This window comes from uncultured Ramlibacter sp. (genome assembly GCF_936925435.1).
Taxonomy (GTDB): Bacteria; Pseudomonadota; Gammaproteobacteria; order Burkholderiales; family Burkholderiaceae_C; genus Ramlibacter.
The window spans coordinates 68,722-91,711 of sequence record NZ_CAKZHQ010000044.1 but is presented as its reverse complement, the minus strand read 5'-3'; the positions used below and the strand labels follow the sequence as shown (position 1 = coordinate 91,711).

The window sequence follows — 22,990 nt, the reverse complement described above, 5'->3', positions numbered from 1 at the left end:
CGTCGCACTTGCTCGGTCGCGCTCCCTGCCACTGATGAGCCATGACGATACCGATATCGAACACATTGACGAGGCGCTGGCCGATGGCGTCAGCATTTCCGAATTCCCCTGCTCGATCGAGGCAGCACAAGCCGCACGCGACAAGGGGCTGGGCATCGTCGCCGGCGCACCGAACATCCTGCGCGGCGGCTCGCAGTCCGGAAATATCGCCGTGCGCGACCTGCTGGTTGCCGATCTCGTCGATATCCTGGCATCCGACTATGTGCCGCGCTCGCTGCTCGATGCGGCCTTCATGATCGCCGCCGATCCGGGCCTCAGCTACGATCTGCCGCGCGCGGTGGCCATGGTCACCCGTGCACCGGCGCTGGCCGGCGGCTTGAAGGATCGCGGCGAAATTTCGCTCGGCCTGCGCGCCGACCTGATCCGCACCGACCTGCACGACGGCCATCCGTTCCTGAAAGCCGCCTGGCGGTCGGGGCTGCGGGTGGCGTGAGCCACCCGGCACGATCAGCGGCGCCCAGGATCAGTTGCGCCCTTTGTCAGTCGCGGCGAAAACCCTCGCTGGCGGTGAGAAGCTGGCGCGTGTAGTCGGTGGAAAAGTCGCGGCTGCGCAACTGCTCCGTCGACAGGGTTTCCACCACCTTGCCGGACTTCATCACCACCAGCTTTTCGCACATGTGGCTGATCACCGAGAGATCGTGGCTGACCATGACAAAGGTCAGGCCGCGATCCTTGCGCACCTGTTCGAGCAGGTTGAGGATCTCAGCCTGGATCGAGGCATCGAGCGCCGATGTCGGCTCGTCGAGCAGCAGGATCTGCGGCTCGAGGATCAACGCCCGGGCAATGGCGATGCGCTGGCGCTGGCCACCCGACAGCTGCGAGGGGAAGCGGTCGGCCAGCCAGTCCAGCTGCACCAGGCTGAGAAGGTCGTGCACCTTCTTCTTGATCTGGTCTTCGCTGGGACGCTGGCCGCGCGGCTTGACGCGCAGGCCGAAGGCCACGTTCTCGAACACCGTCATGTGGCGAAACAGGGCGTAGTGCTGGAAGACGAAGCCGACCTGGCGCTCGCGCACATGCTTGTCGGTCGTGTCCTCGCCACTGAACAGGATGTTGCCGGCGTCGCCTGTCTCCAGGCCGGCGATGATGCGCAGCAGCGTGGTCTTGCCGCAGCCCGAGGGGCCGAGCAAGGCGATCAGCTCGCCCGAGTTGATGTCCAGCGAGACATCGCGCAGGGCGTGGAAGTCGCCGAACTGCTTGCTGACGTTGCGGATTTCGATGCTCATACAGCTTCCTTGACTTGCAGGGGGCGCTCGGGAGGAGCGTCCGCCGCCAACTTCATTTCGCGCTCGTGGCGCCATTCGACGACCGACTTGATCACCAGCGTGACCAGCGCCAGCAGGGCCAGCAGCGAGGCCACGGCGAAGGCGGCGACTGACTGGTACTCGTTGTAGAGGATCTCCACGTGCAGCGGCATGGTGTTGGTCTGGCCGCGGATGTGGCCAGAGACCACCGAGACCGCGCCGAACTCGCCCATGGCCCGCGCGTTGCACAGGATCACGCCATAGATCAGGCCCCACTTGATGTTGGGCAGGGTGACATACCAGAAGGTCTGCCAGCCGCTGGCGCCCAGCACGATGGCGGCCTGCTCCTCCTCGTTGCCCTGGGCCTGCATCAGCGGGATCAGTTCGCGCGCGATGAAGGGAAAGGTCACGAAGATGGTGGCCAGCACGATGCCGGGGATGGCGAAGACGATCTTGATGTCGTGCGCGGCCAGCCAGGGGCCGAACCAGCCCTGGGCGCCGAAGACCAGCACGTAGATCAGGCCGGCGACCACAGGCGAGACCGAGAACGGCAGGTCCACCAGGGTGGTCAGGAAGGCCTTGCCGCGGAACTCGTACTTGGCGATGCACCAGGCCGCCGCCACGCCGAACACCAGGTTCAGCGGCACGGCGATGGCCGCGGTGATCAGCGTCAGCCGGATGGCCGCCCAGGCGTCGGGCTCCTTCAATGCCTCCAGATAGGCGCCCGCGCCCTTGCGCAGCGCCTCGGTGAAGACCGCCGCCAGCGGCAGCACCAGGAACAGGAACACGAACAGCAGCGCGATGCCGATCAGCGTCCAGCGCACCCAGGCCGCTTCCGTGGTCTTGACGCGCTTTGTGGTCAGGTTGCTTGTTGCCATGTCAGGCTCCCGACCGTTTGCGCTGCCAGGACTGCAGGGCGTTGATCACCAGCAGCAGGACGAAGGACATGAGCAGCATCACCGTGGCCACCGCGGTGGCCCCGGCGTAGTCGTACTGCTCGAGCTTGCCGATGATGATCAGCGGCGTGATCTCCGAGACCATGGGCATGTTGCCGGCGATGAAGATGACCGAGCCGTACTCGCCGATGGCGCGGGCAAAAGCCATGGCAAAGCCGGTCAGCAAGGCCGGCGCGATGGCCGGCAGGATGACGCGGCTGAAGGTCTGCCAGCGGGTCGCGCCCAGGCACATCGCAGCCTCTTCCAGCTCTTTCTCCGTGTCTTCCAGCACCGGCTGCACCGTGCGCACCACGAACGGCAGGCCGATGAAGATCAGGGCGATGACCACGCCGTTGGGATTGAAGGCCAGCTTGATGCCCATGGGCTCCAGGTACTGGCCGATCCAGCCGTTGCCGGCCAGCAGGGCCGTCAGCGAGATGCCGGCCACGGCCGTGGGCAGGGCGAACGGCAGGTCGACGAGGGCATCGACGATCTTCTTGCCGGGGAATTCATAGCGCACCAGCACCCAGGCCAGCAGCAGCCCGAAGACCACGTTGACCATGGCGGCGATGAAGGAGGCGCCAAAGGTCAGGCGGTAGGAGGCCAGCACCCGCGGCGAGCTGATGGCAGCCCAGAACTGGTCCCAGCTGAGGGTGAAGGTCTTGAAGACCAGGGCCGACAGCGGAATCAGCACGATCAGGCTGAGGTACAGGACGGTGTAGCCCAGGGTCAAATTGAAGCCGGGCAGGACCTTCCTGGATCCGCGCCGGCTCGGCACCGGTGCACTTGGCAGCGGCACCGCGATACTTGTAGCGCTCATGCTTTGTATTTTTCGTGGGTCACCGCGGATCCGGCTTTGCCGGGCCGCTGGTGGCGCCCCCTCGAGGGGGAGGCGCCAAAGGCGCTTCGGGGGTGGGTCATTTCACTGTGTAGATCTTGTCGAACTGGCCGCCGTCGTTGAAGTGCACCTTTTGTGCCTCCGACAAGGAACCGAACAGCTCCTGCACGGTGAACAGCTTGACCGGCTTGAAGGTGGTGGCGTATTTCTTCAGCACCGCCGGATTCTGCGGGCGGATGGAATGCTTGGCGGCGATCTCCTGGCCTTCGGGCGAGTACAGGAAGTCCAGGTAGGCCTTGGCCAGGTCGGCCGTGCCCTTCTTGGCCACGGTGCGCTCGACCACGGCCACCGGGTTCTCGGCCACGATGCTGACCGAAGGATAGACGGCATCGACCTTGCCTTCGCCGAACTCCTTGTTGACGGACTCGACTTCGGACTCGAAGGTGATCAGCACGTCACCGGTGTTGCGCTGCAGGAAGGCGGAGGTGGCGTCGCGGCCGCCCCGGGCCAGCACCGGCACGTTCTTGTACAGCTTGGACAAAAACTCCTGGGCCTGGGCGTCGGTGCCGCCCTTCTTCTTCACGTAGCCCCAGGCCGCCAGGTAGGCGTAGCGGCCGTTGCCACCGGTCTTGGGATTGACCACCACGACCTGCACGCCGGGCTTGATGAGGTCGTCCCAGTCCTTGATGCCCTTGGGGTTGCCGTTGCGCGTGAGGAACAGCATGGTGCTGCTGGTCGGAGAGGCGTTGTTGGGGAAGCGCTTGGCCCAGTCCTTGGCGACCACGCCCTTGTCGGCCAGGAACTCGATGTCGGTGGTGGTGTTCATGGTCACCACGTCAGCATCCAGGCCGTCGGCGACGGCGCGCGCCTGGGCGCTGGAGCCGGCATGCGACTGGTCGACCTTGACGTCCTTGCCAGTGGCCTTCTTGTAGGCCGGGATGAAGGCGGCGTTGATGTCCTTGTAGAACTCGCGCGCCACGTCGTACGAGACGTTCAGCAGGGTCTGGGCCGATGCCAGGCTGCTGGCGGCGATGGCGGCCGCGGCCACCAGGGTCTTGATCTTGAAATTCATGCTGTTTCCAGAGTTTGCGATGCGGTAAGCGATTGCAGGAGCGCCACGCCCAGGGGCCACTCGCCGTGCCCCGATTCAATGTTGATGTGACCGGCGCCGGTGAGCCGGACGAACTCGCTGCCCCAGGCCCGCGCATAGGCGCCGGCCAGGCGCACCGGGCAATACGGGTCGTTGCTGCTGCCCACCACGATGCTGCGGTAGGGCAGGCGCTGCGACGGCACGGGGGCGAAGTCGTTGAGGATGGCGCGGCGCTCCGGGTCGGCCGGGGCCACCAGCAGCGCGCCCGTGATCCGGGCTGCAGCCTCGGGCGGCAGGTGGCTGGTGGCGATGCAGCCCAGGCTGTGAGCGGCGATCACCACCGGGCCTTCGGCCTCCAGGATCTGGCGCGACAGCGAGCCGACCCAGGCGGCGCGGGTGGGCGTGATCCAGTCGTCCTGCACGACGCGGCGCGCGCCGGGCAGGCGCTGGGCCCACAGGCTCTGCCAGTGCTCCGGGCCGGAGTCCCGCCAGCCGGGCACGATGATGACGGTGGCCGACGGCACGCTGGTCCGCCGGCTTATTTGTTCGGCTGCGGCGTCAGGCGCAGGTAGGGCTTGATGGCATTGAAGCCCTTGGGAAAGCGCTGGGCGATCTCGGCCGGGTCCTGGATGCTGGGGATGATGACCACGTCGTCGCCATCCTTCCAGTTGGCCGGCGTGGCGACCTTGTGGCTGTCGGTCAGCTGCAGCGAGTCGATCACGCGCAGGATTTCATCGAAATTGCGGCCGGTGCTGGCCGGGTAGGTCAGCGTGGTGCGGACCACGTGCTTGGGGTCGATGATGAACACACTGCGCACGGTGGCGTTGGCCAGCGAGTTCGGGTGGATCATGTCGTACAGCGTGGCGACCTTCTTGTCGGCGTCGGCCAGGATGGGAAAGTTGACCGTGGTGTTCTGGGTCTCGTTGATGTCCTGGATCCATTTGCCGTGCGATTCCAGCGGGTCGACGCTGACGGCGATGGGCTTGACGCCGCGCTTGGCGAACTCGCCGGACAGGGCAGCCGTCTTGCCCAGCTCGGTGGTGCACACGGGCGTGAAGTCGGCAGGATGCGAGAACAGCACGACCCAGGAGTTGCCGGCCCATTCGTGGAAGGAGATCGGGCCCTGGGTGGAGTCCTGCTGGAAGTCGGGGGCGGTGTCGCCCAGTCGCAAAGTCGCCATGTTCTTGCCTGCCTTTCGAATAACGAGAACATGAATTCTGGGGTTTTGGTTATAAATACCCAACGACTCTCTTGTTCTTACTTTATGGCGCCCGCGGCATAAGCCAAGCTCGGCGGGGCCTGGCGGCCGACAGCGCAGGGCTAGAGCAAGGGCCGCAGTTCGCGGGCCGCGTCCTGCAGCAGGGGTAGGAGTTCGCGCTCCAGCGGACCGGGCTGCAGGCGCTGGGGGCTGGTCACCACGTTCAGCGCCGCCACTGTGACGCCCTGCATGTTGCGCAGGGGCACGGCCAGGGCATGGACGCCCAGCTCGTGCTCCTGGCTGGCCACGCACCAGTCCTGCGCCCGCACCTGCGCGACCAGGGCGCGGAACTTCTTGGGGTCCACCACCGTGTGGGCGGTCAGCCGGGCCAGCTCCTTGCCCTTCATCCAGGCATTGAAAGCCGCCTTGGTCTGGGCGGCCAGCAGCACGCGGCCGGTGGACGTGGCATGGGCCGGCAGGCGCGCGCCCAGGTGCAGACCGTAGGCCAGCATGCGGTGCGATCCGCTGCGCGCCACGATCACGCCCTGGTCGCCATCGAGCACCACGGCGGAAAAGGACTCGCCATCCTGGGCCAGGCGGTTGAGCGTGGGCTGGACGGCGCGCGGCAGCCGGGCCGAGGCCAGGTAGCTGCCGGAAAAGCGCAGCACCTTGGGGGCCAGCCAGAAGTACGCGCCATCGGTGTCCAGGTAGCCCAGGTGGGCCAGGGTCAGCAAATGGCGCCGCGCCGCCGCCCGTGTGATGCCGGCGCGCTGGGCCGCCAGCGTGGCGTTCAGGCGCTGGCGCTCGGTGTCGAAGCTTTCCAGCACGGCCAGGCCCTTGGCCATGCCTACGATGAAATCGGCCTTGGCGATGGTCATAGAGCCCTCCCGCACCATGGACTGCTGCGCGATCATCGCGCAAAGAAGGCGATCATCGCACAGCCGCGCGGCCTGCTGCTGGCCGTGCCGCCCTGCCCCGCCTAAGCTGCAGGCTTCTCCAGGAGACACCTATGCGCACCCAGGTTGCCATCATCGGCGCCGGCCCCTCGGGCCTGCTGCTCGGCCAGTTGCTCGCCAAGGCGGGCGTGGACAACATCATCATCGAGCGCCAGACCGGCGACTACGTGCTGGGTCGCATCCGCGCCGGCATCCTGGAGCAGGTGACGGTCGATCTGCTCGACGAGGTCGGCGTCGGCGCCCGCCTGCACGCCGAAGGCACGGTGCACCACGCCATCGAGCTGGTCTTCGACGCCACCCGCCATCCCATCGCGATCGACGAGCTGACCGGCGGCAAGACCGTCACCGCCTATGGCCAGACCGAGCTGACGCGTGACCTGATGGAGGCGCGCGCTGCCGCCGGCCTGACGACCATCTACTCGGCCGACGAGGTCAGCCTGCACGACTTCGACGGCGCGAACCCGCGCGTGCGCTACCGCAAGGACGACCAGGAGCATGAGATCGCATGCGACTTCATCGCCGGCTGCGACGGCTTCCACGGCGTCAGCCGTGCCACGGTCAAGGATTCCATCACCGAGTACGAGCGGGTCTATCCCTTCGGCTGGCTGGGCGTGCTGTCGGACACGCCGCCGGTCTCGCCCCACGCCATCGTCTACGGCAACAGCCCGCGCGGCTTCTCGCTGTGTTCCATGCGCAGCCTGACGCGCAGCCGCTACTACGTGCAGTGCCCGATGGACGACAAGGTCGAGGACTGGAGCGACCAGCGCTTCTGGGACGAGCTGCGGCGCCGCCTGGACCCGGAGCTGGCCGAGCGCATCGTCACCGGCCCCTCGATCGAAAAAAGCATCGCCCCGCTGCGCAGCTTCGTGGCCGAGCCCATGCGCTTTGGCCGCTTGTTCCTGGCCGGCGACGCCGCCCACATCGTGCCGCCCACCGGCGCCAAGGGCCTGAACCTGGCCGCTTCCGACGTCAAGTACCTGTCCACAGCCTTGATCGAGCATTTCCAGGAGAAATCGGCCGCCGGCATCGACAGCTATTCGGCGCGCTGTCTGCGCCGGGTCTGGAAGGCCGAGCGCTTCTCCTGGTGGCTGACCTCGCTGATGCACAAGTTCCCGGACGACGGCGGCTTCGGCCAGAAGATCCAGGAAGCCGAACTGGACTACCTGGTGCACTCGCGCGCCATGTCCACCGCGCTGGCCGAGAACTACGTCGGCCTGCCGCTCTGAACGCTGCGGTGTCCTCGTCCCAGCGGCAACAGCCATCAGGCCAGCGCATCGGCCTGCACCTGGTGGGCCACAAGTCGCAGGATGCCGATGGGGACTTGCCGGTCATGGCGCAGTGCGCTCTTCCAGCCTTCAGGCCGCGGCGCCGTCGAACACGATCTCGTGCGCCGGCGCCAGAGTGACGCGGGGGCCGAAGCTCCTGATGTCGGCCAGGGTGCGGTTGTGGTGCGCAATGATCTGCGCAGCCGTCAGCACGCCGTTGTCCGCGGTGGTGTGGCCATCGGCCAGCAGCGTGACCGGATAGCCCAGACCCAGCGCCCGCCGCGTGGTGGTGTCGACGCAGAACTCGCTTTGCAGGCCGCAGATGACCAGGCTGCGCACCGCCAATACCTCCAGGGTGGCTTGCAGCACGGTCCCATGGAAGGCATCGGCGGCGGTCTTGCCGACCACGGTGTCCGCAGGCTGGACATCCAGCTCGGGCGCCAGCTCCCATCCCGGGCTGCCGCGCTCGAGCGGCCCGTCCGACGATGCGTGCTGGATGAAGACCACCGGCGCGCCGGCGGCGCGCGCACTGCGCAACACCGCGTTGATCCGCACGATCACCGCCTGGACGGCGAAGGCGCTTTCGCACACGGCGCGCTGGACATCGATGACCAGGACGGCGGACTTCATGGCGCGGTCATCAGTAGGCCCGCGGCATGCCCAGCACGTGCTGGGCCATGTAGGCCAGGACCATGTTGGTCGAGACCGGCGTGATCTGGTGCAAACGGGTCTCCCTGAATTTGCGCTCCACGTCGTACTCGCAGGCGAAACCGAAGCCGCCGTAGGTCTGCAAGCAGGCGTCCGCGGCTTCCCAGGCGGCCTTGGCCGCCAGGTACTTGGCCATGTTGGCCTCGTCGGCGCAGGGCCGACCGGCGTCGTACAGCTCGCAGGCCCGAAAGCGCATCAGGTTGGCGGCCTCGGCCTCGATCCAGGCCTGGGCCAGCGGGAACTGCACGCCCTGGTTCTGGCCGATCGGCCGGTTGAAGACCACGCGCTGGTTGGCGTAGGCCGTGGCCCGGTCGATGAACCAGTAGGCGTCGCCGACCGCTTCGGCCGAGAACAGCGCGCGCTCGGCATGCATGCCCTCGAGCAGGTAGGCAAAGCCCTGTCCCTCCTTGCCTACCAGCATGTTGGCGGGCAGCTCCAGCCCCTCGAACTGCAGCTCGCTGACCTCGTGGTTGACCATGTTGGGAATGGGTTTGACCGACATGCCCTGGCCGATGGCCTCGTGCACGTTGACCATGAACATCGACAGGCCCTCGGTCTTGCGCTGGCACTGCTCCAGCGGCGTGGTGCGGGCGAGCAGCAGCATGCCCTCGGTGTGGCGCACGCGCGAGATCCAGGTCTTGGTGCCGTTGATGGTGTAGTAGCTGCCCGCGCCCGACTTGTGCAGCACGGCGGTGGTGCTGATGCCGGTGGTGTCGGTGCCGGCATCGGGCTCGGTCACCGCCAGCGATTGCAGGCGCAGCTCGCCGGTGGCCACGCGCGGCAGCCAGGCGTCCTTCTGCGCCTCGCTGCCGTTGCGCGCCAGGGTGCCCATGGCGTGGATCTGGCCGTGGCAAAAGCCCGCATTGCCGCCGCTGCGGTTGATCTCCTCGACGATGATGCTGGCCTCCGACAGGCCCAGGCCACTGCCGCCGTAACGCTTGGGCACCATCACGGCCAGCCAGCCGGCCAGCGTCAGGGCGCCGAAGAACTCCTCGGGAAAGCCGCGCTCGCGGTCGATGCGCTGCCAGTAGGCGGAGTCGAAAGGCGCGCAGGCGGCGCGAACACCTTCGCGCAGGTCTGCGTACCGGTGATCCTGGGCGGCGGCGAGCATCAAAGGGCGCAAGCCCGGTTGGGCGCGGCCACCATCGGCAGCTTCTTGTTGTTCATGCGGTCCCCTTTTGGTTCTTTTTTGCAGCCTGACCCACTGCTTGTTCAAAGCCTATCCGGGAGTCCCCCGGACCGCAAGACATTCAGGGCGGCAACAGCCCGAGCGCCACCAGGCTATTGCGATCTTCGTGGTCGCGGACCCACAGATCCATGGCCATGTCTCTGCTAGTCTTGCGCAAAACACTGCCATCACAAGCCATGCCCGCCGTCCAAGTCCTCCAGGGCGTTCGCGTCCTCAGCCTGGCCCTGAACCTGCCCGGCCCCGCCGCCCTGATGCGCTGCCGCCGCATGGGCGCCCATTGCACCAAGCTCGAGCCGCCGCACGGCGACCCGATGGCCCACTACAACCGCCCGGCTTATGCGCAGTTGCACGAGGGCGTCAAAGTGGAGAGCGCCGATCTCAAGACTGCCGAAGGCCAGGCCCTGCTGCACCGCGAGCTGGCCCGCACCGACGTGCTGCTCACCTCCTTCCGGCCTTCGGCCCTGATCAAGCTGGGGCTGGACTGGAAGACCCTGCACACCCGCTATCCCTCGCTGTGCCACGTGGCCATCGGCGGCGGCGCGGGCGCGCTGGCCGAGGAGCCCGGTCACGACCTGACCTACCTGGCAGCCAACGGCCTGGTGACCGGGCTGGAACTGCCGGCCACGCTGTACGCTGACATGTGCGGCTCGGTGATGGCCAGCGAGGCCGTGCTGCAGGCCGCGCTGCACCAGGCCCAGCGCTACACCGGCACGGGCGAGGTCCATCCGCGCGGCATCCGGCTGGAGGTCGCTCTGGCCGAGACTGCCGGCTACCTGGCACTGCCGCGCCAATGGGGTCTGACCCAGCCCGATGGCGCGGTCGGCGGCGCCCATGCCGGCTACGGCATCTACCGCTGCAAGGATGGCCGGGTGGCAGTGGCCGCGCTGGAGCCGCATTTCGCCGCGGCCCTGTGCGCTGCCGCCGGTGTGCCGGTCTCCGACCTGCGCGCCATGTTTGCCCAGGGCACGCACGAGGCCATCGGCCGCTACCTACGCAGCCAGACCCGCGCCGAACTCGAGCGCCTGGCTGCCGACCTGGACATTCCCCTGCACACGCTGGCCGATTGAGGCGGCCGCGGCGTCACGCGCGCCGCGCCATCCCGCTCAATCCCGCCACCGCCACACCCCAAGCGACCAGCGCCACCGCCAGGCCGCTGCTGGCAGCCAACGGTTCACCCAACACCCAGAAAGCGCCCAGCGCCGTCATCGGCGGCACCAGGGCCGACGAGAGCGCGGCGCGGGCCGCACCCAGCCGCACGACCGCGGCGGTATAGGTCACCAGGCCCAGCACGCCGGCGATGCCGCCCTGCCACACCACCTGGAAGGCCAGGTCGGGCCAGGGTGCGGTCAGCAGGCGCGGCGCGCCCAGCCAGGGCAAGACCAGCAACAGCAGCAGCGCCGACCAGGCATTGACCAGGGCCGCGCCCTGCCAAGGTGTCAGGCCACTGCGGCGAAAGGCCAGGGTGTAGACCGCCCAAGCCAGGGCCGCCAGCAGGAACAGCAGATCGCCGCGCCAGCTGGCGTTGCCCCAACCGGCCGAACCCAGGATGGCGACGCCCAGCGCCACCAACAGCAGGCCGGCCTTGCGCAGCGCATTGAAGCGCTCGCCCTCGACCCGCCAGGCCAGCAGCGCGGCGAACAGAGGCATGGCGCCCGACAGGAAGACGCCGATGTGGGCGGCCGGCGCGAACTGCGCGCCCGACAGCACCAGCAGGCCGAAGGGCAGGCCGCCGCCGGCCACCAGCAGCAGCAAGACCAGCCTGGGCACCCCCGCTGGCAGCAGGCCCAGGCCGCGCAGGCAGGGCGACAGCATCAGCGCCGGCAGGCCATAACGCAGCACCGCCAGTTCGATCGGCCCCAGGCTGGTGGTGACGCCGTGGCGCGAGACGAGTTGCCAGCCTGTGCCAATCAGGGCAGCGAGCAAGGCGGCAAGGAGGCCGAGAAGGAGATTGCGTGACATGGCCGCGAGTGTGGGCCGGCCCGGCCCGCGCGGCTATCAGATTCCTGCTGTTGCGCGGGCCAGGGCCACGCGTGCGCGCGCCGGCGAGAGGCCCAGCTCGCGCCGGAAGACCTCGCCGAAATGGCTCTGGCTGCAAAAACCCAGTTCGTGCGCCAGGTCGGCCAGGTCACGCTCGCCTTCTTCCAGCCAGGCCAGCGCCGTCGCCAGCCGCAGGCGCTGGCGGTACTGGTGCAGGCCCAGGCCCAGCGCGCGGCGAAAGCTGCGCGCCAGATGGAAGGGCGAGCTGCAGGCGGCGTCGGCCACCTCCTGCAGCGTGGCACGGCCGCCGGCCTGGCTGAGAAGAAAACTGCGCGCGCGCAGCACCGGCCGCGCCTGTTGCACGCCGGATGCCAGGGCCACTGCACTGTGCAGCGCCTGGCCGAGCACCTGCGCCGTGGCCTGGGCCTGCGCGCCGCCGGCCTGCAAGGCCAGCCAGTGCAGGCGCAGCCTGTACAGGGCGGCCGGCGGCAGCAGCCAGGCCTGGGCCAGCTCCTGCGCCACGCCGGCACCGGGCGCCTCGCTGACCACCACGCTGTCGCGCTCGTCGGGCAGTTCGGGCCGCAGCTGGTAGGCCAGGTCCTGGCCGACGCGAAAGGCTGTCAGGGTGTCGATCAAGAGGTCCGAGCCGGCGCAGCGCAGGCGCGCCGCGCCGCTGCCGGGCAAGACCAGGCGGCGGCTGGGCGCTCTGTAGACGGGACTCCATTGCGGCGCGGTGGCGTGGCTGCGCACACGCTCCACACGCAAACCGCTGCCATCGGCAATCAGCTTGCGGTCCTGCGGCATGGTCAGCGGGGTTTGCGAACGGGCTTGGCGCCCGGTTTGGCCGAGCCGGTCACACGCGGTGGCAGGCCCGTGTGCTGGGTCAGGATGCGGCCCTTGACCGGGGCACCGGCCTTGACCGGCGTCGCGGTCGAATTCTTGCGGCGCGCGCTGACGTAGCTGCCGTCGGTGATGGGCTGGAAGCTGGGGATGAGATGGTGCTTGCCGTTGCCGATCAGGTCGGCCCGGCCCATGGCCTTCAATGCATCCCGCAGCAGCGGCCAGTTGTTGGCGTCGTGGTAGCGCAGGAAGGCCTTGTGCAGGCGCCGGCGCTTCTCGCCGCGCACGATGTCCACCGTGTCGTCGGCCTCCGCCGTGCGGCGCACCTTGCGCAAGGTGTTGCGGCCGGAGTGGTACATGGCCGTGGCCGTGGCCATGGGGCTGGGATAAAAGGTCTGGACCTGGTCGGCACGGAAGCCGTTCTTCTTGAGCCAGATGGCCAGGTTCATCATGTCTTCGTCGCTGGTGCCCGGGTGGGCGGCGATGAAGTACGGGATGAGGTACTGCTTCTTGCCCGCCTCGGCCGAGTACTTCTCGAACATGGCCTTGAACTTGTCGTAGCTGCCGATGCCCGGCTTCATCATCTTGGTCAGCGGGCCTTGCTCGGTGTGCTCCGGCGCGATTTTCAGGTAGCCGCCGACGTGGTGCTGGACCAGCTCCTTGACGTACTCAGGCGACTGCACGGCCAGGTCATAGCGCAGGCCCGAGCCGATCAGGATTTTCTTGACGCCCTTGAGCGCGCGCGCGCGGCGGTACATGTGGACCAGGGCCGAGTGGTCGGTGTTGAGGTTCTGGCAGATGCCTGGGTAGACGCAGCTGGGCTTGCGACACGCTGCCTCGATCTCGGGCGTCTTGCAGCCGATGCGGTACATGTTGGCCGTCGGGCCGCCCAGGTCGGAGATGACGCCGGTGAAGGCCGGGATCTTGTCGCGGATCTCCTCGATCTCGCGGATCACGGAGTCTTCCGAGCGGCTCTGGATGATGCGGCCTTCGTGCTCGGTGATGGAGCAGAAGGTGCAGCCGCCGAAGCAGCCGCGCATGATATTCACGCTGAAACGGATCATCTCCCAGGCCGGGATCTTGGTTTCCCCTTCATGGCTGCCGCTCGCATCGGCGTAAGACGGATGCGGGCTCCTGGCATACGGCAGGCCGAAGACATAGTCCATCTCCGCCGTGGTCAGCGGGATGGGCGGCGGGTTCAGCCAGACATCGCGCTCGCCATGGGCCTGCACCAGGGCGCGGGCATTGCCGGGATTGGTCTCCAGGTGCAGCACGCGGTTGGCGTGGGCATAGAGCACGGGGTCGCTCTTGACCTGCTCGTACGAGGGCAGGCGGATGACCGTGCGGTCGCGCGGCGGCACCTTGAGTTTGACCTTGGGGTTGGGCACGAAGGTCAGGGGCTGGATGGCCGGATTGACATCCGGCATGCCCGTGCCCTCTTCCTTGGCGCAGGTCTCGCCTTGCGCGGCGGCCTGCTCCGAGGTGGTCTGGTAGGGGTTGATGTGGTCTTCCACCCGGCCCGGCTGGTCGACTTCGGTCGAATCGATCTGGAACCAGCCTTCGGGCTTGCTGCGCTGGAAAAACGCGGTGCCGCGCACGTCGGTGATGTCGTGCACCGGCTCCTTGGCGGCCAGGCGGTGGGCAATCTCGACGATCGCGCGCTCGGCGTTGCCGTACAGCAGCAGGTCGCACTTGGCGTCCGTCACAACCGAACGGCGCACCTTGTCCGACCAGTAGTCGTAATGCGCGATCCGGCGCAGGCTGCCCTCGATGCCGCCCAGGATGATGGGCACGTCCTTGTAGGCTTCGCGGCAGCGCTGGCTGTAGACGATGGCGGCCCGGTCGGGCCGCTTGCCGCCGATGTCGCCCGGGGTGTAGGCGTCGTCGCTGCGGATCTTGCGGTCCGCCGTGTAGCGGTTGATCATCGAATCCATGTTGCCGGCGGTCACGCCGTAAAACAGGTTCGGCTTGCCCAGGGCCTTGAAGGGCTCGGCCGACTGCCAGTCGGGCTGGGCGATGATGCCCACGCGAAAGCCCTGCGCCTCCAGCACCCGGCCGATCACGGCCATGCCGAAGCTGGGATGGTCGACATAGGCGTCGCCCGTCACCACGATGATGTCGCAGCTGTCCCAGCCGAGCGCATCCATCTCCCGCCGGCTCGTGGGCAGGAAAGGCGCCGTGCCGAAGCGGGCCGCCCAGTACTTGCGGTAGCTGGTGATCGGCTTGGCGGCGCGCGCGAAAAAGGAGACGTCGACCGGAGCGTTCATCGTGGGAAAGAAAAAAGGCGCTCGCAGCGCCTTTGGGAGGGGGAGGCCCTGATTTTACCGGCTGGGGCGCCTCCGCGCGCGTTTCAAGGGCTTTGGAAGTCGCTATTACGGGCTTCGGCATGGCACTGGGCCCGCACATTGCCGATCAGGCTGATCACGTCGTCGGCCCGCTCGTAGCGGGCCATCAGGGCCAGGCAGGTCATGGACAGGAAGAGTTCGGTGCGGGCCGGCCCCAGCTCGGCCATGGCTTCGCACAGGGCGGTGTAACTGCGGTCCAGGTCGGTGTCGGTCATGCTGTCCATCCTAAAGCTTCGAGCGCCACCAGCAGTGGCGCGGGGTCCAGGCCGCGCCAGCGGCCCAGCACATAGCCATCGGGCCGCACCAGGACCAGGCCCTGGGCCGCGTTGTCGGGCAGGCCATAGCGCTGGCGCGCCTGGCCCAGGCTGTCGGCCTCGGCCGGGATGTCCAGAACGGCCACGCCCTGGGCGGGCAGCGAGCGCAGGGCCTGCGGCAAGGCCGCATCGCCAAACACCAGGCACAGCAGGTCCTTGCCGAAGCACTGCGTCAGATGGAAAGAGCCATGGGGGCCAAGCAGCAGGGCCTCGGGTGCCGGCGCGCCGGGCGCGGCCAGGGCACTGGACCACCCGCCCTGCTGCGCCAGGTTCAAGGGCGAGTCGCGGTAGTCGATGGCCGAGGACTGGCGCGGGTTGACCAGCGAGCGCACCTTCTCGTCCGTCACCGCCAGCCGCAACGCCGCCTCGCGCATCAGCCTGAAGGCGAAGTTGGGCGGCGCCATGAATTCCGTGCTCTTGGCGCCAAAGGCCAGGTTCTCACGGGTGGCGTGCAGGCGCTCGGGCGAGTACGAGTCCAGCAAAGCGTCGGGCGCCCTGCCCTGCAGCACGGCCGCAAGCTTCCAGGCCAGGTTGCCGGCGTCGTCCAGGCCTGAATTGAGGCCGCGCACGCCGAAGATGGGCACCAGGTGGGCGGCGTCGCCGGCAAAGAACACCCGGCCATGGCGGTAGTCCGGCAGGCTCAGGCACTTGGCGTTGTAGACCGAGATCCACAGCGGCTCCCAGGGCGCGGTCTCGCCGATCATTGCCAGATGGGCCTGCACCCGCGGCAGCACGTTCTCGGGTTTCACCGCTTCCGCCGGGTCCTCGTCGTCGCGGATCTGGTAGTCGATGCGCCACACGTCGTCGGGCTGGCGGTGCATCAGCAGGGTGGATCCGGGATTGGAGGGCGGGTCAAACCAGGCCAGGCGTTCCACCGGGGGCTGCGTCTTTTGCACGATGTCGACGATGACGTAGCGGCCCTCGTACTGCGTGCCCTGCAGCTGCAGCCCCAGCTGCTCGCGCACCGTGCTGCGGCCGCCGTCGCAGGCGACAACATAGTCCGTCTGCACCGTGTGGCGCCCTGTGGCGGTCTCGATCTCCACCTCGGCCCCGTCCGCCCGCTGGCGCAGACCGGCGACCCGGCTGCCCCAGGCAACGGTGGCCAGTTCCGGCGCAGCGGCCAGGGCTTCGTGGACGAACTGCTCGACCAAGTACTGCTGGATGTTGACCATGGGCGCGAAGCGTTGGCTGGGCTCATGCGGCATCTGGAAGTGCAGCACCTCAGTGCCGCGCCAGTAGCTGCGCCCACCCGTCCACGGCAAGGCCTTGGCCGCCAAAGCCTCACCCACACCGGCCCAGTCCAAAATTTCCTGTGAGCGCCGCGAGATGCAGATGGCCCGGCTGCCCGCGCAGTACCCGCTGTCGGCCTCCACCACCAGGCTTTGAATTCCATGGCGCGCCAGCAAAGCTGCCAGCGTCAGGCCCACTGGACCGCCACCGGCGATGAGGACGGGGACGTGGGCAGGGAACGAGGTGGGGGATTCGAAGCTGCGCAAGGTGGGAGCAGCGTTGGACTGCGCCATCACTTTAGCGCGTGTCTGTCATCCCGGCTTGGCCCCTGCGCTGTCCTCCCGGGTCAGGCCCGGGAGGACAGCAAACCTTAGCGGCGCTCGCTCAGCTGACCACGGATCTCGCCGCCGGGGAAGCGGGCGGTGTGGATGTTGACGTACCACTGGCCGTTGACCAGTTGGGTCACCTGCTCGGGCGTGATGGTGGCTTCGCCTTCCATGGGCTGGGCGTTCATGTTGCCGGTGAAGGGCACGACGACGCCGGCGTTCTGGCCCACGGGTGCGGGACCATGGATATGGGCGGCCGTGACGGCGCCGGTCAGGCCGCTGTAGGTGACCTTCCACTTGATGGTGTTGTTGTTCTTGTTCAGCTGCACTTCAGCTTGGCCGCCGCCGCCACCGGCGGCGGGCGGGACTTCCTGGGCGTTGCTCAGGGTGGCCTGGTAGATGTCGATCTTGTTTTGCGGACGCATCTGGCCGCAGGCAGCCAGCGAAGCGATCAGGCCGGCGGCCAGGGTCGTGCGAATGAGGGTTTGGCGGTTGATCATGGGCGATCCTTCTCGTTATCGGAAAAGGACGATCTTTCGCCCGCAGCAGGCAATGTGTCTGTAGGACGCAAGGACAGCGGCCTGTAGGTCGCTCAGCCTTTGGGCGGCCTGGTCTTCGCGGCCTCTTTGTCCGCCGCGCCAGGGCTGCCGGCAACGGCCTTGGGCAGGTCCTTGCGGCTGGGCGGCACCTTGCTGGACAGCTCGCCCATGGTCTTGTTGCCGCAGCCGTCGCTGCTATGGGTCTCGTTGCCGCCGGTCGCGCCGCCGGGTCCGATGCTGGTGGTGGTGTTGCTCATGGGAGTCTCCTTGGCGCTTCAGTCGGCACGGGCCTGGCGCACGTCCTGGCGCAGCTGCTTGCGGGCCGCCCGCTCGCAAGTGATGCGGTCACGCCTGCTGGCGCTGGGTTCCTGCCTGGCCTTGTCGCGGCAGGCGCTCAACTGGCTGTTGTACTCTTCGCCGGCATGGCGCAGGGCAGCGTCGCGCTGGGCAAGCTGCTCGGCTGTCAGCGGTGTGGCGGCACTGGCCATGGCATGCATGGCCATGGCGACGGCGAACACCACAAACAGCATGGTCATGTGAAAGCGCATGGCGGCTCCAGCAGATTGGCGATGTGCCAAGGCTAGGGCCGCGCGCAGCAGCGCCGGTGTAGGAAGGGGCCGCCACCGCGTGTGCGGCGTGCCTGGGGCCTGCCCTAGTTGCGCAGCTGGCCGGTGAAGCGCTCTGGCGTTGCGGCCGCCGGCAGGGGCGCCAGCGTGCCAGTGGCCGAGTCCTGGAAGTCCTCGGTCAACACGCTGCCGTTGGCATCGACGTGGACATCGACCTGCACCAGCGCATAGGCATCCGGCGTCAGCACGGTGCAGCCGGGCTCGGCGCGGGCGGCGGCCTGCGCGGCCAGCGTGGCCACCGGGCTGCTCACCAGGGCCTGGTGTTGTTTGCCGTCCATGCCGAAGGAAGCGATCTCGCCATGGCCGCTGTGGATGCCCATGCGCAGGCGCAGCCTGACGGCGCTGCGCTGCAGTTCCATGGCCATGCGCACGCAGGCTTCGGGCGACTCGAAGAAGACCAGGGTGCCGCCCCAGCCATAGCGGTCCACCGTGCCGCGGTAGCGGGTGGCCAGAGTGTCCAGTTGCGTGGCAAAACCGTTGCGTTCGCGCTCGCTGCAACCGGCCAGGGTGGCCGACTCGGCAAAGAGCACGCTCAGGGTTTTCTGGCTGAAGGCGATGCTGTCGCGGCCGGCGCCGTGAAACAGCTCTTGCCAGGCGTCGGGCGAGAGGTGGCGCGACAGGCGCTCGGACAGCGCGTCCATGCGGCGCTCCTGCACGGCGGCAGCCACATGCTGCTCCACACGCTGGATCACCTGCAGCGGATCGATGGGTTTGGTCAGGTAGTCAACGGCGCCCAGGTTCAGCCCCAGGGCGGCATCGGGCGGGCTGGCCAGGGCGCTCAGGAAGATCACCGGAATGTGGGCCGTCGGCGGGTGCTGGCGCAGGCGGCGCAGCACCTCGTAGCCGTCCATGCCCGGCATCATGATGTCCAACAGCACCATGTCGGGCAGCTGGCCGCCCATCACCATGCGCAGGGCCTCTTCGCCGGAGGCCGCCTGCAGCACGTGGTAGCGCTCCTCGAACAGGCCGTTCATCAGGAACAGGTTGTCCGGCGTGTCGTCCACCACGAGGATGCGCGGTGCGTTGGCGTCGGGGGCGGGGTTGGGCAGGCTGCTCATGTGCGTCTCTTTGGAACCCGATTTCGGGCCGTACCATGAGACCACCGGCCACCCCTGCCGGCTTAGGCAAAAGCGCCGGCTGGCCTAGGGGATTGGCCTAAGGGGGTTAAGGGGTGGCCGCGCCCAGCTGGCGCGGCACCAGCTGGTAGTAGTCCCAGCCCGCGCTGCGCCCGCCCAGGCAGGCAGCCAGCGTGTCGTCGATGCGCCGCCACATCTCCAGCCGGTTGCGCCAGCGCCGCACGGAATGGCCCTCGTCGGGGAAGGACAGGTAGTCCACAGGCCGGCCCAGCTGGCGCAGCCGCGCCACCACCTCGTCGGAGTCCTGGCTGAGCACGCGGATGTCGTTGGCGCCGTGGATCACCAGCATGGGCGCGGTGATCGCATCCACATGCGAGATCGGCGAATTGGCCAGCATGCGCGCGCGCTGCTCCGGCACCTTCGCGTCGCCCAGCAGGGCCTCGAACATGTGGCGGTTGCGCCAGAACGGCGGCCAGTTCTCCACCACCCGCGGCCAGTTGGCCACGCCCACCACATTGACGCCGCAGCGCCAGTCCTGCTGCTTCTGGGCCAGCTGGGCCATCACCGAAAAGCCGCCGAAGCTGGCGCCCAGCACCGCCATGCGCGTCGGGTCGGCGATTTTCTGGTCCACCGCCCATTGCGCGGCCTCGGCGATGTCCTTTTGCATGCGGCCCCAGTACTCGAGATTGCCGGCCAGCAGGAACTCGCGGCCATAGCCGGAGGAGCTGCGGTAGTTGATGTGGAGCACCGCATAGCCGCGGTTGGCCAGCAGTTGCGCGGTGTTGAAGGTGGCGGGATTCCAGTGGTCGCGCCCCCAGGGACCACCGTGGATGACCACCACCAGCGGCGCCGGACCGGTGACGCCGCGCGGCCGGGTGATGTAGCCGTGCAGCGGCCTGCCGTCCGAGGCGCGGAAACTGTAGGAGCGCTCGGCGGCCAGCCAGGCGGCGGCCTCGGCGTCGCGCGGGTCCAGCCGCGTGACCTGACCCGTGGCGCGGTCCCACAGCAGTTCGGCCGCATCGAAGTCGCCCAGAGCCCCCAGCACCATGCGCCGGCCGTCTTCGGCCGTGCTCCAGGGCCGCACGCTCACCGGGTCGGCCGCCAGCAGGCCTTGCGCACGGGCGCGCTGGACGGCGGCCGCCACCTCGGCACCCAGCGCCTGGTCCAGCCAATGCACCACAGGCATGCCGGCGTAGCTGGTGTAGGCCTGCGGCGCGCCGCGCAAAGGCGGCAGGCTGGCCGAGTCCAGGTCCACCTCCGGATGGGCCGCCAGCACGGTCTCGCGGCCGCTGTCGAGCGCGACCTCGACCAGGGCCATCTTGTCGCGGCCCAGGTTGGAAAAACCCCAGGCCTTGCCGGCCGCCGTGTCGATGCGGTTGAGCCAGTACGCATCGAAAGCCTTGACCGTGGCCAGCGTCCGCCAGCTGCCATCGGGCTGCAGAAGTTCCACCGAGATGTCGGAGCCATCGGCCGAGCCGAGCTGGCGGCTGCGGCCCACCAACTGGTGGTTGCTGCCGATCAGCCAGGACAGGATGCGGCCGTCGCTGCGCGCCACTTCGCGCACCTCGCGGGTGGCGGCATCGGCCTCGTACAAGTCCATGGCGGCCTTGTCGCGGCGGTTGCTGGCAAAGAAGAATTTCGCCGTGCCCGGCGCGCCGCGCGCCACCGTGTAGGAGCGCGCGCCCGGCCAGGGCGTCACCACCCAGGGGGCGAAGGCGGCCTGGGTGTCGAAGGCATGGATCTGGGTGTTCTCGTCGCCGCGCGGGTCCTTGCCGTAGATTGCATGGCGGCTGTCGCCCAGCCAGATGTAGTCCGTGCCCTGGCGCCGCGAGAAAACACCGGTGGGAAAGCTGGTGGTGGCGCCGCCGGCCACCGGCCGCGTCGCCAGGCCGACGTCGGTGCCCACGGCCTGCGACCACAGCAGGCGCTGGCCGTCGGGCGAGAGCAGGAAGCCGCCCTCGTGGTCGATGTTGGCCACGAAGCGTCGCACCGGCAGCAGCGGCGGCAGCTGGCCGGCCTGCTGGGCCGACGCGATGGCCGGGTGGGTGGGAGCGGTGCTGCAGCCGGCCAGCGCCAACAGGGTGGCGGCGCCCAGCGCCAGGACAAGACGGTGGATGGCCATGGAAATCCCTCCTCGTTGCTCAGCCGCGATGATAGCGGCGAACAGGCCTCCAGCCCCCGTCCAATGGACGGCACCCGCTATGAAATCAGGAGCGTTTGCGCGGCTTGGGGGCCAGCAGGGAGAGGTCCAGTTCCACCCAGGCCGGCGCATGGTCGCTGGCATGGGGCTGTCCGCGCACCCAGCTGTCGACGCCGGCCTCCTGCAGGCAAGGCAGCAGCGCCGGGCTGAGCAGCAGGTGGTCGATGCGCAGGCCCGCATTGCGCTGCCAGTGCTGGCGGAAATAGTCCCAGAAGGTGAAGGCCGGTTCCTCCGGGTACAGATGGCGGATGGCGTCTGTCCAGCCCTGGCCCAGCAGTTCCTGGTAGCAGGCCCGGCTCTCGGGCTGCAAGAGCGCGTCCTTGCGCCAAGACTTGGGGTTGTAGATATCGAAGTCGGTGGGCACCACGTTGAAGTCGCCGGCCAGCGCCACCGGGTGGCCCGACTTCAACAGGCCCTGCGCATGCGCGATCAATCGCCGGAACCAGCCCAGCTTGTAGGCGAACTTGGGGCCGGGCTGCGGATTGCCGTTGGGCAGGTAGAGGCAGGCGACGACGATGCCGTCGACGGCAGCCTCCAGGTAGCGGCTGTGCTCGTCGTCCGGGTCGCCCGGCAATTCGCGCCGGATCTGCACCGGCTGCGCGCCGCGCGCCAGGATGGCCACGCCGTTCCAGGACCGCTGGCCCTTCCACAGAGCCTCATAGCCGGCCTCGCGCAAGGCAGCCTGCGGGAAGGCGCCGTCCAGCGCCTTGAGCTCCTGCAGGCAGGCCACGTCGGGCTGCTCGCGCTCCAGCCACGCCAGCAGATTGGGCAGGCGGCTGTGGATGCCGTTGACGTTGTAGGTCGCCAGCTTCATGTCTTCAGGGCCTCCTTGGGTGCTGCCTGCATGATGGCCGGCCCTGCGGCGCTACGCCGTAGGAGGCGGCCGATGAACTCTGCCCGGCCTGCCATGTCCCACCTGGATGCGACTTGCCATCCGCGCCCTCGCCCTGCTCCTGCCGGCCTCGCTGGCCCTGGCTGGCAGCGACCCCCTGAAGTCGGCCCAATGCGCCCAGGCCCTGGCCGTCCTGGAAGCTGCGCGCCAGGCCAGTCCGCGCCAGGCTGGCCAGGTCGAGACCCTGCGCCAGCAGGCCGCCGGCGCCTGCCTGGGCAATGGCGGGGCGGACCAGCCGCTGGCGCCGGCCTCGGCGGCGGCGCCAGCCATCCGTCCCCTGCGGCAGCCGCTGCACCTGCCCTCCCCCGCCACGGCCTCGCCGCGTCCGCCGCCGGCGGCGGCGCCCACAGCGCCGGCCTATGAGCCGCCGCCCGTCATCACCAGCTGCGACGCCGGTGGCTGCTGGGACAGCAGGGGCACGCGGCTGAACCGGGCCGGTCCCGACCTGCTCGGTCCCGGTGGCCTTTGCACCCAGCAGGGCCAGACGGTACGCTGTCCCTGAACCCCCGGTCTCCGGCTCCGGCACAATCGGGGGGTTAATAACTGGAGTACCCCCATGGGCAACAAGATCGTTACCGAAGCCGACCGCAAGGCCACCCCCCGTCCCAAAGTCATCGACGGCATGGCCGTCAAGCGCGCTGGCGGCGGCCAGAAAATCAGCCTGGAGCGCGGCACCAGCACGCGCAGCAAGAAGAACCCGGGCAAGCGCCCCAGCAAGGGCGGCTGATGCCCCCTGCGGCCGTTCGCTCCCCGCGGCGGCCCTGAATTCCCAGGATGGGGGCCGCGCCCCCAGCCTGCACCGCCCCAGCGGCGGCGTGGCGAGAGAAGGACGTTTTCGGCCTTTGACAAGGAAAGACCCATGCAACTGGACATCTACCGGCGCCCCGAACCCGAGCACAAGCTGTCGTACCTGGCCGTTCCGGCCGGCAAGCGCCTGCCCGAGGAAGTCACCGACGTCGACTGGGTCAGCGAGGCCCGCGGCGTTCACCTCGATGTCGACACCCACCATCTGGCGCGCTACCCCATCGACGACGCGGGTGCCCAGATCGCCGAAAAAGGCTATGCCATCACCGGACTGAAGCAGCAGGTGCAAGACAAGGACTGAGTCGCGCCGCCTTGAGCGCCGACGGGCCGCCCCTGGGCGC

Annotated in this window: 25 protein-coding genes and 1 pseudogene; 6 read left to right on the top strand and 20 right to left on the bottom strand. The window is 68.5% G+C overall.

The window, feature by feature from the left end:
* A partial coding sequence (locus tag Q0632_RS17135; protein WP_298932436.1) for an amidohydrolase family protein occupies window positions 1-493 on the top strand: 493 nt, incomplete at its 5' end.
* Between the two features lie 118 nt (window positions 494-611).
* Here the strand turns inward: Q0632_RS17135 and Q0632_RS17130 are convergent.
* The 7 genes and pseudogenes from Q0632_RS17130 to Q0632_RS17100 all read right to left on the bottom strand — a co-directional run.
* Window positions 612-1,283 (bottom strand): annotated as a pseudogene (locus Q0632_RS17130) (sulfate/molybdate ABC transporter ATP-binding protein); the annotation flags it as partial.
* The gene (gene cysW, locus Q0632_RS17125; RefSeq protein ID WP_298932434.1) at window positions 1,280-2,179 is read right to left on the bottom strand and encodes a sulfate ABC transporter permease subunit CysW; all 900 of its coding nucleotides are present in this window, start codon (window positions 2,177-2,179) and stop codon (window positions 1,280-1,282) included. The pseudogene Q0632_RS17130 and the gene cysW, both read right to left, overlap by 4 nt.
* A gap of 1 nt (window position 2,180) precedes the next feature.
* The gene (gene cysT, locus Q0632_RS17120) at window positions 2,181-3,056 is read right to left on the bottom strand and encodes a sulfate ABC transporter permease subunit CysT (protein ID WP_298932432.1); all 876 of its coding nucleotides are present in this window, start codon (window positions 3,054-3,056) and stop codon (window positions 2,181-2,183) included.
* A gap of 97 nt (window positions 3,057-3,153) precedes the next feature.
* Window positions 3,154-4,146, bottom strand: coding sequence for a sulfate ABC transporter substrate-binding protein (locus Q0632_RS17115; RefSeq protein ID WP_298932430.1), 993 nt, complete (start codon window positions 4,144-4,146; stop codon window positions 3,154-3,156).
* Entirely contained in the window at window positions 4,143-4,688 is a 546-nt protein-coding gene (locus Q0632_RS17110) for an alpha/beta hydrolase (protein ID WP_298932429.1), read from the bottom strand. The genes Q0632_RS17115 and Q0632_RS17110 overlap by 4 nt, the downstream gene beginning before the upstream one ends.
* 14 nt (window positions 4,689-4,702) lie before the next feature.
* On the bottom strand, window positions 4,703-5,344 hold the full coding sequence (locus tag Q0632_RS17105; protein ID WP_298932428.1) for a peroxiredoxin: 642 nt from the start codon (window positions 5,342-5,344) through the stop codon (window positions 4,703-4,705).
* Between the two features lie 140 nt (window positions 5,345-5,484).
* Window positions 5,485-6,240, bottom strand: a complete 756-nt coding sequence (locus Q0632_RS17100) for an IclR family transcriptional regulator C-terminal domain-containing protein (protein WP_298932427.1) — start codon at window positions 6,238-6,240, stop codon at window positions 5,485-5,487.
* 131 nt (window positions 6,241-6,371) lie between these two features.
* Between Q0632_RS17100 and pobA the strand changes: the two genes are divergently transcribed.
* Complete coding sequence (pobA, locus tag Q0632_RS17095; RefSeq protein WP_298932426.1) at window positions 6,372-7,544, top strand: 4-hydroxybenzoate 3-monooxygenase; 1,173 nt, start codon at window positions 6,372-6,374, stop codon at window positions 7,542-7,544.
* 129 nt (window positions 7,545-7,673) lie between these two features.
* Here pobA and Q0632_RS17090 read toward each other — a convergent pair whose 3' ends face one another.
* Both Q0632_RS17090 and Q0632_RS17085 read right to left on the bottom strand, forming a co-directional pair.
* On the bottom strand, window positions 7,674-8,213 hold the full coding sequence (locus Q0632_RS17090; protein WP_298932422.1) for a cysteine hydrolase family protein: 540 nt from the start codon (window positions 8,211-8,213) through the stop codon (window positions 7,674-7,676).
* A gap of 10 nt (window positions 8,214-8,223) precedes the next feature.
* The gene (locus tag Q0632_RS17085) at window positions 8,224-9,402 is read right to left on the bottom strand and encodes an acyl-CoA dehydrogenase family protein (protein WP_298932419.1); all 1,179 of its coding nucleotides are present in this window, start codon (window positions 9,400-9,402) and stop codon (window positions 8,224-8,226) included.
* 254 nt (window positions 9,403-9,656) lie between these two features.
* Here Q0632_RS17085 and Q0632_RS17080 point away from each other — a divergent pair, with 254 nt between their 5' ends.
* Window positions 9,657-10,547, top strand: coding sequence for a CoA transferase (locus tag Q0632_RS17080; protein WP_298932417.1), 891 nt, complete (start codon window positions 9,657-9,659; stop codon window positions 10,545-10,547).
* 13 nt (window positions 10,548-10,560) lie between these two features.
* Here Q0632_RS17080 and Q0632_RS17075 read toward each other — a convergent pair whose 3' ends face one another.
* The 11 genes from Q0632_RS17075 to Q0632_RS17025 form a co-directional block, all read right to left on the bottom strand.
* The gene (locus Q0632_RS17075) at window positions 10,561-11,439 is read right to left on the bottom strand and encodes an EamA family transporter (RefSeq protein ID WP_298932415.1); all 879 of its coding nucleotides are present in this window, start codon (window positions 11,437-11,439) and stop codon (window positions 10,561-10,563) included.
* 36 nt (window positions 11,440-11,475) lie between these two features.
* Window positions 11,476-12,261 (bottom strand): helix-turn-helix transcriptional regulator, encoded by a 786-nt coding sequence (locus Q0632_RS17070; RefSeq protein ID WP_298932412.1) that lies wholly within the window; start codon window positions 12,259-12,261, stop codon window positions 11,476-11,478.
* Between the two features lie 2 nt (window positions 12,262-12,263).
* Window positions 12,264-14,564 (bottom strand): YgiQ family radical SAM protein, encoded by a 2,301-nt coding sequence (locus Q0632_RS17065; protein ID WP_298932410.1) that lies wholly within the window; start codon window positions 14,562-14,564, stop codon window positions 12,264-12,266.
* An 83-nt stretch (window positions 14,565-14,647) separates the two neighbouring features.
* The gene (locus Q0632_RS17060) at window positions 14,648-14,857 is read right to left on the bottom strand and encodes a hypothetical protein (RefSeq protein ID WP_298932408.1); all 210 of its coding nucleotides are present in this window, start codon (window positions 14,855-14,857) and stop codon (window positions 14,648-14,650) included.
* Window positions 14,854-16,479 carry an FAD-dependent monooxygenase gene (locus tag Q0632_RS17055; RefSeq protein WP_298932406.1) on the bottom strand — a complete coding sequence of 542 codons (1,626 nt, stop codon included), beginning with the start codon at window positions 16,477-16,479 and terminating at the stop codon, window positions 14,854-14,856. Before Q0632_RS17055 ends, Q0632_RS17060 begins: the two co-directional genes overlap by 4 nt.
* Before the next feature lie 77 nt (window positions 16,480-16,556).
* Window positions 16,557-17,012 carry a CHRD domain-containing protein gene (locus Q0632_RS17050; protein WP_298932404.1) on the bottom strand — a complete coding sequence of 152 codons (456 nt, stop codon included), beginning with the start codon at window positions 17,010-17,012 and terminating at the stop codon, window positions 16,557-16,559.
* A 92-nt stretch (window positions 17,013-17,104) separates the two neighbouring features.
* Entirely contained in the window at window positions 17,105-17,308 is a 204-nt protein-coding gene (locus Q0632_RS17045) for a hypothetical protein (protein WP_298932402.1), read from the bottom strand.
* Between the two features lie 18 nt (window positions 17,309-17,326).
* Complete coding sequence (locus Q0632_RS17040; RefSeq protein WP_298932400.1) at window positions 17,327-17,587, bottom strand: hypothetical protein; 261 nt, start codon at window positions 17,585-17,587, stop codon at window positions 17,327-17,329.
* A gap of 116 nt (window positions 17,588-17,703) precedes the next feature.
* Complete coding sequence (locus Q0632_RS17035; RefSeq protein WP_298932398.1) at window positions 17,704-18,735, bottom strand: response regulator; 1,032 nt, start codon at window positions 18,733-18,735, stop codon at window positions 17,704-17,706.
* Window positions 18,736-18,841: 106 nt separating this feature from the next.
* Window positions 18,842-20,875 carry a prolyl oligopeptidase family serine peptidase gene (locus Q0632_RS17030; RefSeq protein ID WP_298932396.1) on the bottom strand — a complete coding sequence of 678 codons (2,034 nt, stop codon included), beginning with the start codon at window positions 20,873-20,875 and terminating at the stop codon, window positions 18,842-18,844.
* 85 nt (window positions 20,876-20,960) lie between these two features.
* Complete coding sequence (locus Q0632_RS17025; protein WP_298932394.1) at window positions 20,961-21,767, bottom strand: exodeoxyribonuclease III; 807 nt, start codon at window positions 21,765-21,767, stop codon at window positions 20,961-20,963.
* Between the two features lie 106 nt (window positions 21,768-21,873).
* Between Q0632_RS17025 and Q0632_RS17020 the strand changes: the two genes are divergently transcribed.
* From Q0632_RS17020 to Q0632_RS17010, 3 genes are all read left to right on the top strand, one after another.
* Window positions 21,874-22,347: a hypothetical protein gene (locus Q0632_RS17020; RefSeq protein WP_298932392.1), complete on the top strand. Its 474-nt coding sequence runs from the start codon at window positions 21,874-21,876 to the stop codon at window positions 22,345-22,347.
* Window positions 22,348-22,401: 54 nt separating this feature from the next.
* On the top strand, window positions 22,402-22,572 hold the full coding sequence (locus tag Q0632_RS17015; RefSeq protein ID WP_298932390.1) for a hypothetical protein: 171 nt from the start codon (window positions 22,402-22,404) through the stop codon (window positions 22,570-22,572).
* 132 nt (window positions 22,573-22,704) lie between these two features.
* On the top strand, window positions 22,705-22,950 hold the full coding sequence (locus tag Q0632_RS17010) for a DUF6139 family protein (RefSeq protein WP_298932388.1): 246 nt from the start codon (window positions 22,705-22,707) through the stop codon (window positions 22,948-22,950).
* Window positions 22,951-22,990 lie beyond the last annotated feature (40 nt).

Excerpts from the sequence above, each read along its gene's own strand:
- Q0632_RS17055 (WP_298932406.1), bottom strand. The coding sequence starts at position 16,479 with ATGGCGCAGTCCAACGCTGCTCCCACCTTGCGCAGCTTCGAATCCCCC.
- Q0632_RS17100 (WP_298932427.1), bottom strand. The coding sequence starts at position 6,240 with ATGACCATCGCCAAGGCCGATTTCATCGTAGGCATGGCCAAGGGCCTG.
- Q0632_RS17030 (WP_298932396.1), bottom strand. The coding sequence starts at position 20,875 with ATGGCCATCCACCGTCTTGTCCTGGCGCTGGGCGCCGCCACCCTGTTG.
- Q0632_RS17090 (WP_298932422.1), bottom strand. The coding sequence starts at position 8,213 with ATGAAGTCCGCCGTCCTGGTCATCGATGTCCAGCGCGCCGTGTGCGAA.
- Q0632_RS17065 (WP_298932410.1), bottom strand. The coding sequence starts at position 14,564 with ATGAACGCTCCGGTCGACGTCTCCTTTTTCGCGCGCGCCGCCAAGCCG.
- Q0632_RS17070 (WP_298932412.1), bottom strand. The coding sequence starts at position 12,261 with ATGCCGCAGGACCGCAAGCTGATTGCCGATGGCAGCGGTTTGCGTGTG.
- cysT (WP_298932432.1), bottom strand. The coding sequence starts at position 3,056 with ATGAGCGCTACAAGTATCGCGGTGCCGCTGCCAAGTGCACCGGTGCCG.
- Q0632_RS17020 (WP_298932392.1), top strand. The coding sequence starts at position 21,874 with ATGCGACTTGCCATCCGCGCCCTCGCCCTGCTCCTGCCGGCCTCGCTG.
- Q0632_RS17085 (WP_298932419.1), bottom strand. The coding sequence starts at position 9,402 with ATGCTCGCCGCCGCCCAGGATCACCGGTACGCAGACCTGCGCGAAGGT.
- Q0632_RS17060 (WP_298932408.1), bottom strand. The coding sequence starts at position 14,857 with ATGACCGACACCGACCTGGACCGCAGTTACACCGCCCTGTGCGAAGCC.
- Q0632_RS17075 (WP_298932415.1), bottom strand. The coding sequence starts at position 11,439 with ATGTCACGCAATCTCCTTCTCGGCCTCCTTGCCGCCTTGCTCGCTGCC.
- Q0632_RS17050 (WP_298932404.1), bottom strand. The coding sequence starts at position 17,012 with ATGATCAACCGCCAAACCCTCATTCGCACGACCCTGGCCGCCGGCCTG.
- Q0632_RS17080 (WP_298932417.1), top strand. The coding sequence starts at position 9,657 with ATGCCCGCCGTCCAAGTCCTCCAGGGCGTTCGCGTCCTCAGCCTGGCC.
- Q0632_RS17115 (WP_298932430.1), bottom strand. The coding sequence starts at position 4,146 with ATGAATTTCAAGATCAAGACCCTGGTGGCCGCGGCCGCCATCGCCGCC.
- Q0632_RS17025 (WP_298932394.1), bottom strand. The coding sequence starts at position 21,767 with ATGAAGCTGGCGACCTACAACGTCAACGGCATCCACAGCCGCCTGCCC.
- pobA (WP_298932426.1), top strand. The coding sequence starts at position 6,372 with ATGCGCACCCAGGTTGCCATCATCGGCGCCGGCCCCTCGGGCCTGCTG.
- Q0632_RS17035 (WP_298932398.1), bottom strand. The coding sequence starts at position 18,735 with ATGAGCAGCCTGCCCAACCCCGCCCCCGACGCCAACGCACCGCGCATC.
- Q0632_RS17040 (WP_298932400.1), bottom strand. The coding sequence starts at position 17,587 with ATGACCATGCTGTTTGTGGTGTTCGCCGTCGCCATGGCCATGCATGCC.
- Q0632_RS17045 (WP_298932402.1), bottom strand. The coding sequence starts at position 17,308 with ATGAGCAACACCACCACCAGCATCGGACCCGGCGGCGCGACCGGCGGC.
- Q0632_RS17015 (WP_298932390.1), top strand. The coding sequence starts at position 22,402 with ATGGGCAACAAGATCGTTACCGAAGCCGACCGCAAGGCCACCCCCCGT.
- cysW (WP_298932434.1), bottom strand. The coding sequence starts at position 2,179 with ATGGCAACAAGCAACCTGACCACAAAGCGCGTCAAGACCACGGAAGCG.
- Q0632_RS17010 (WP_298932388.1), top strand. The coding sequence starts at position 22,705 with ATGCAACTGGACATCTACCGGCGCCCCGAACCCGAGCACAAGCTGTCG.
- Q0632_RS17105 (WP_298932428.1), bottom strand. The coding sequence starts at position 5,344 with ATGGCGACTTTGCGACTGGGCGACACCGCCCCCGACTTCCAGCAGGAC.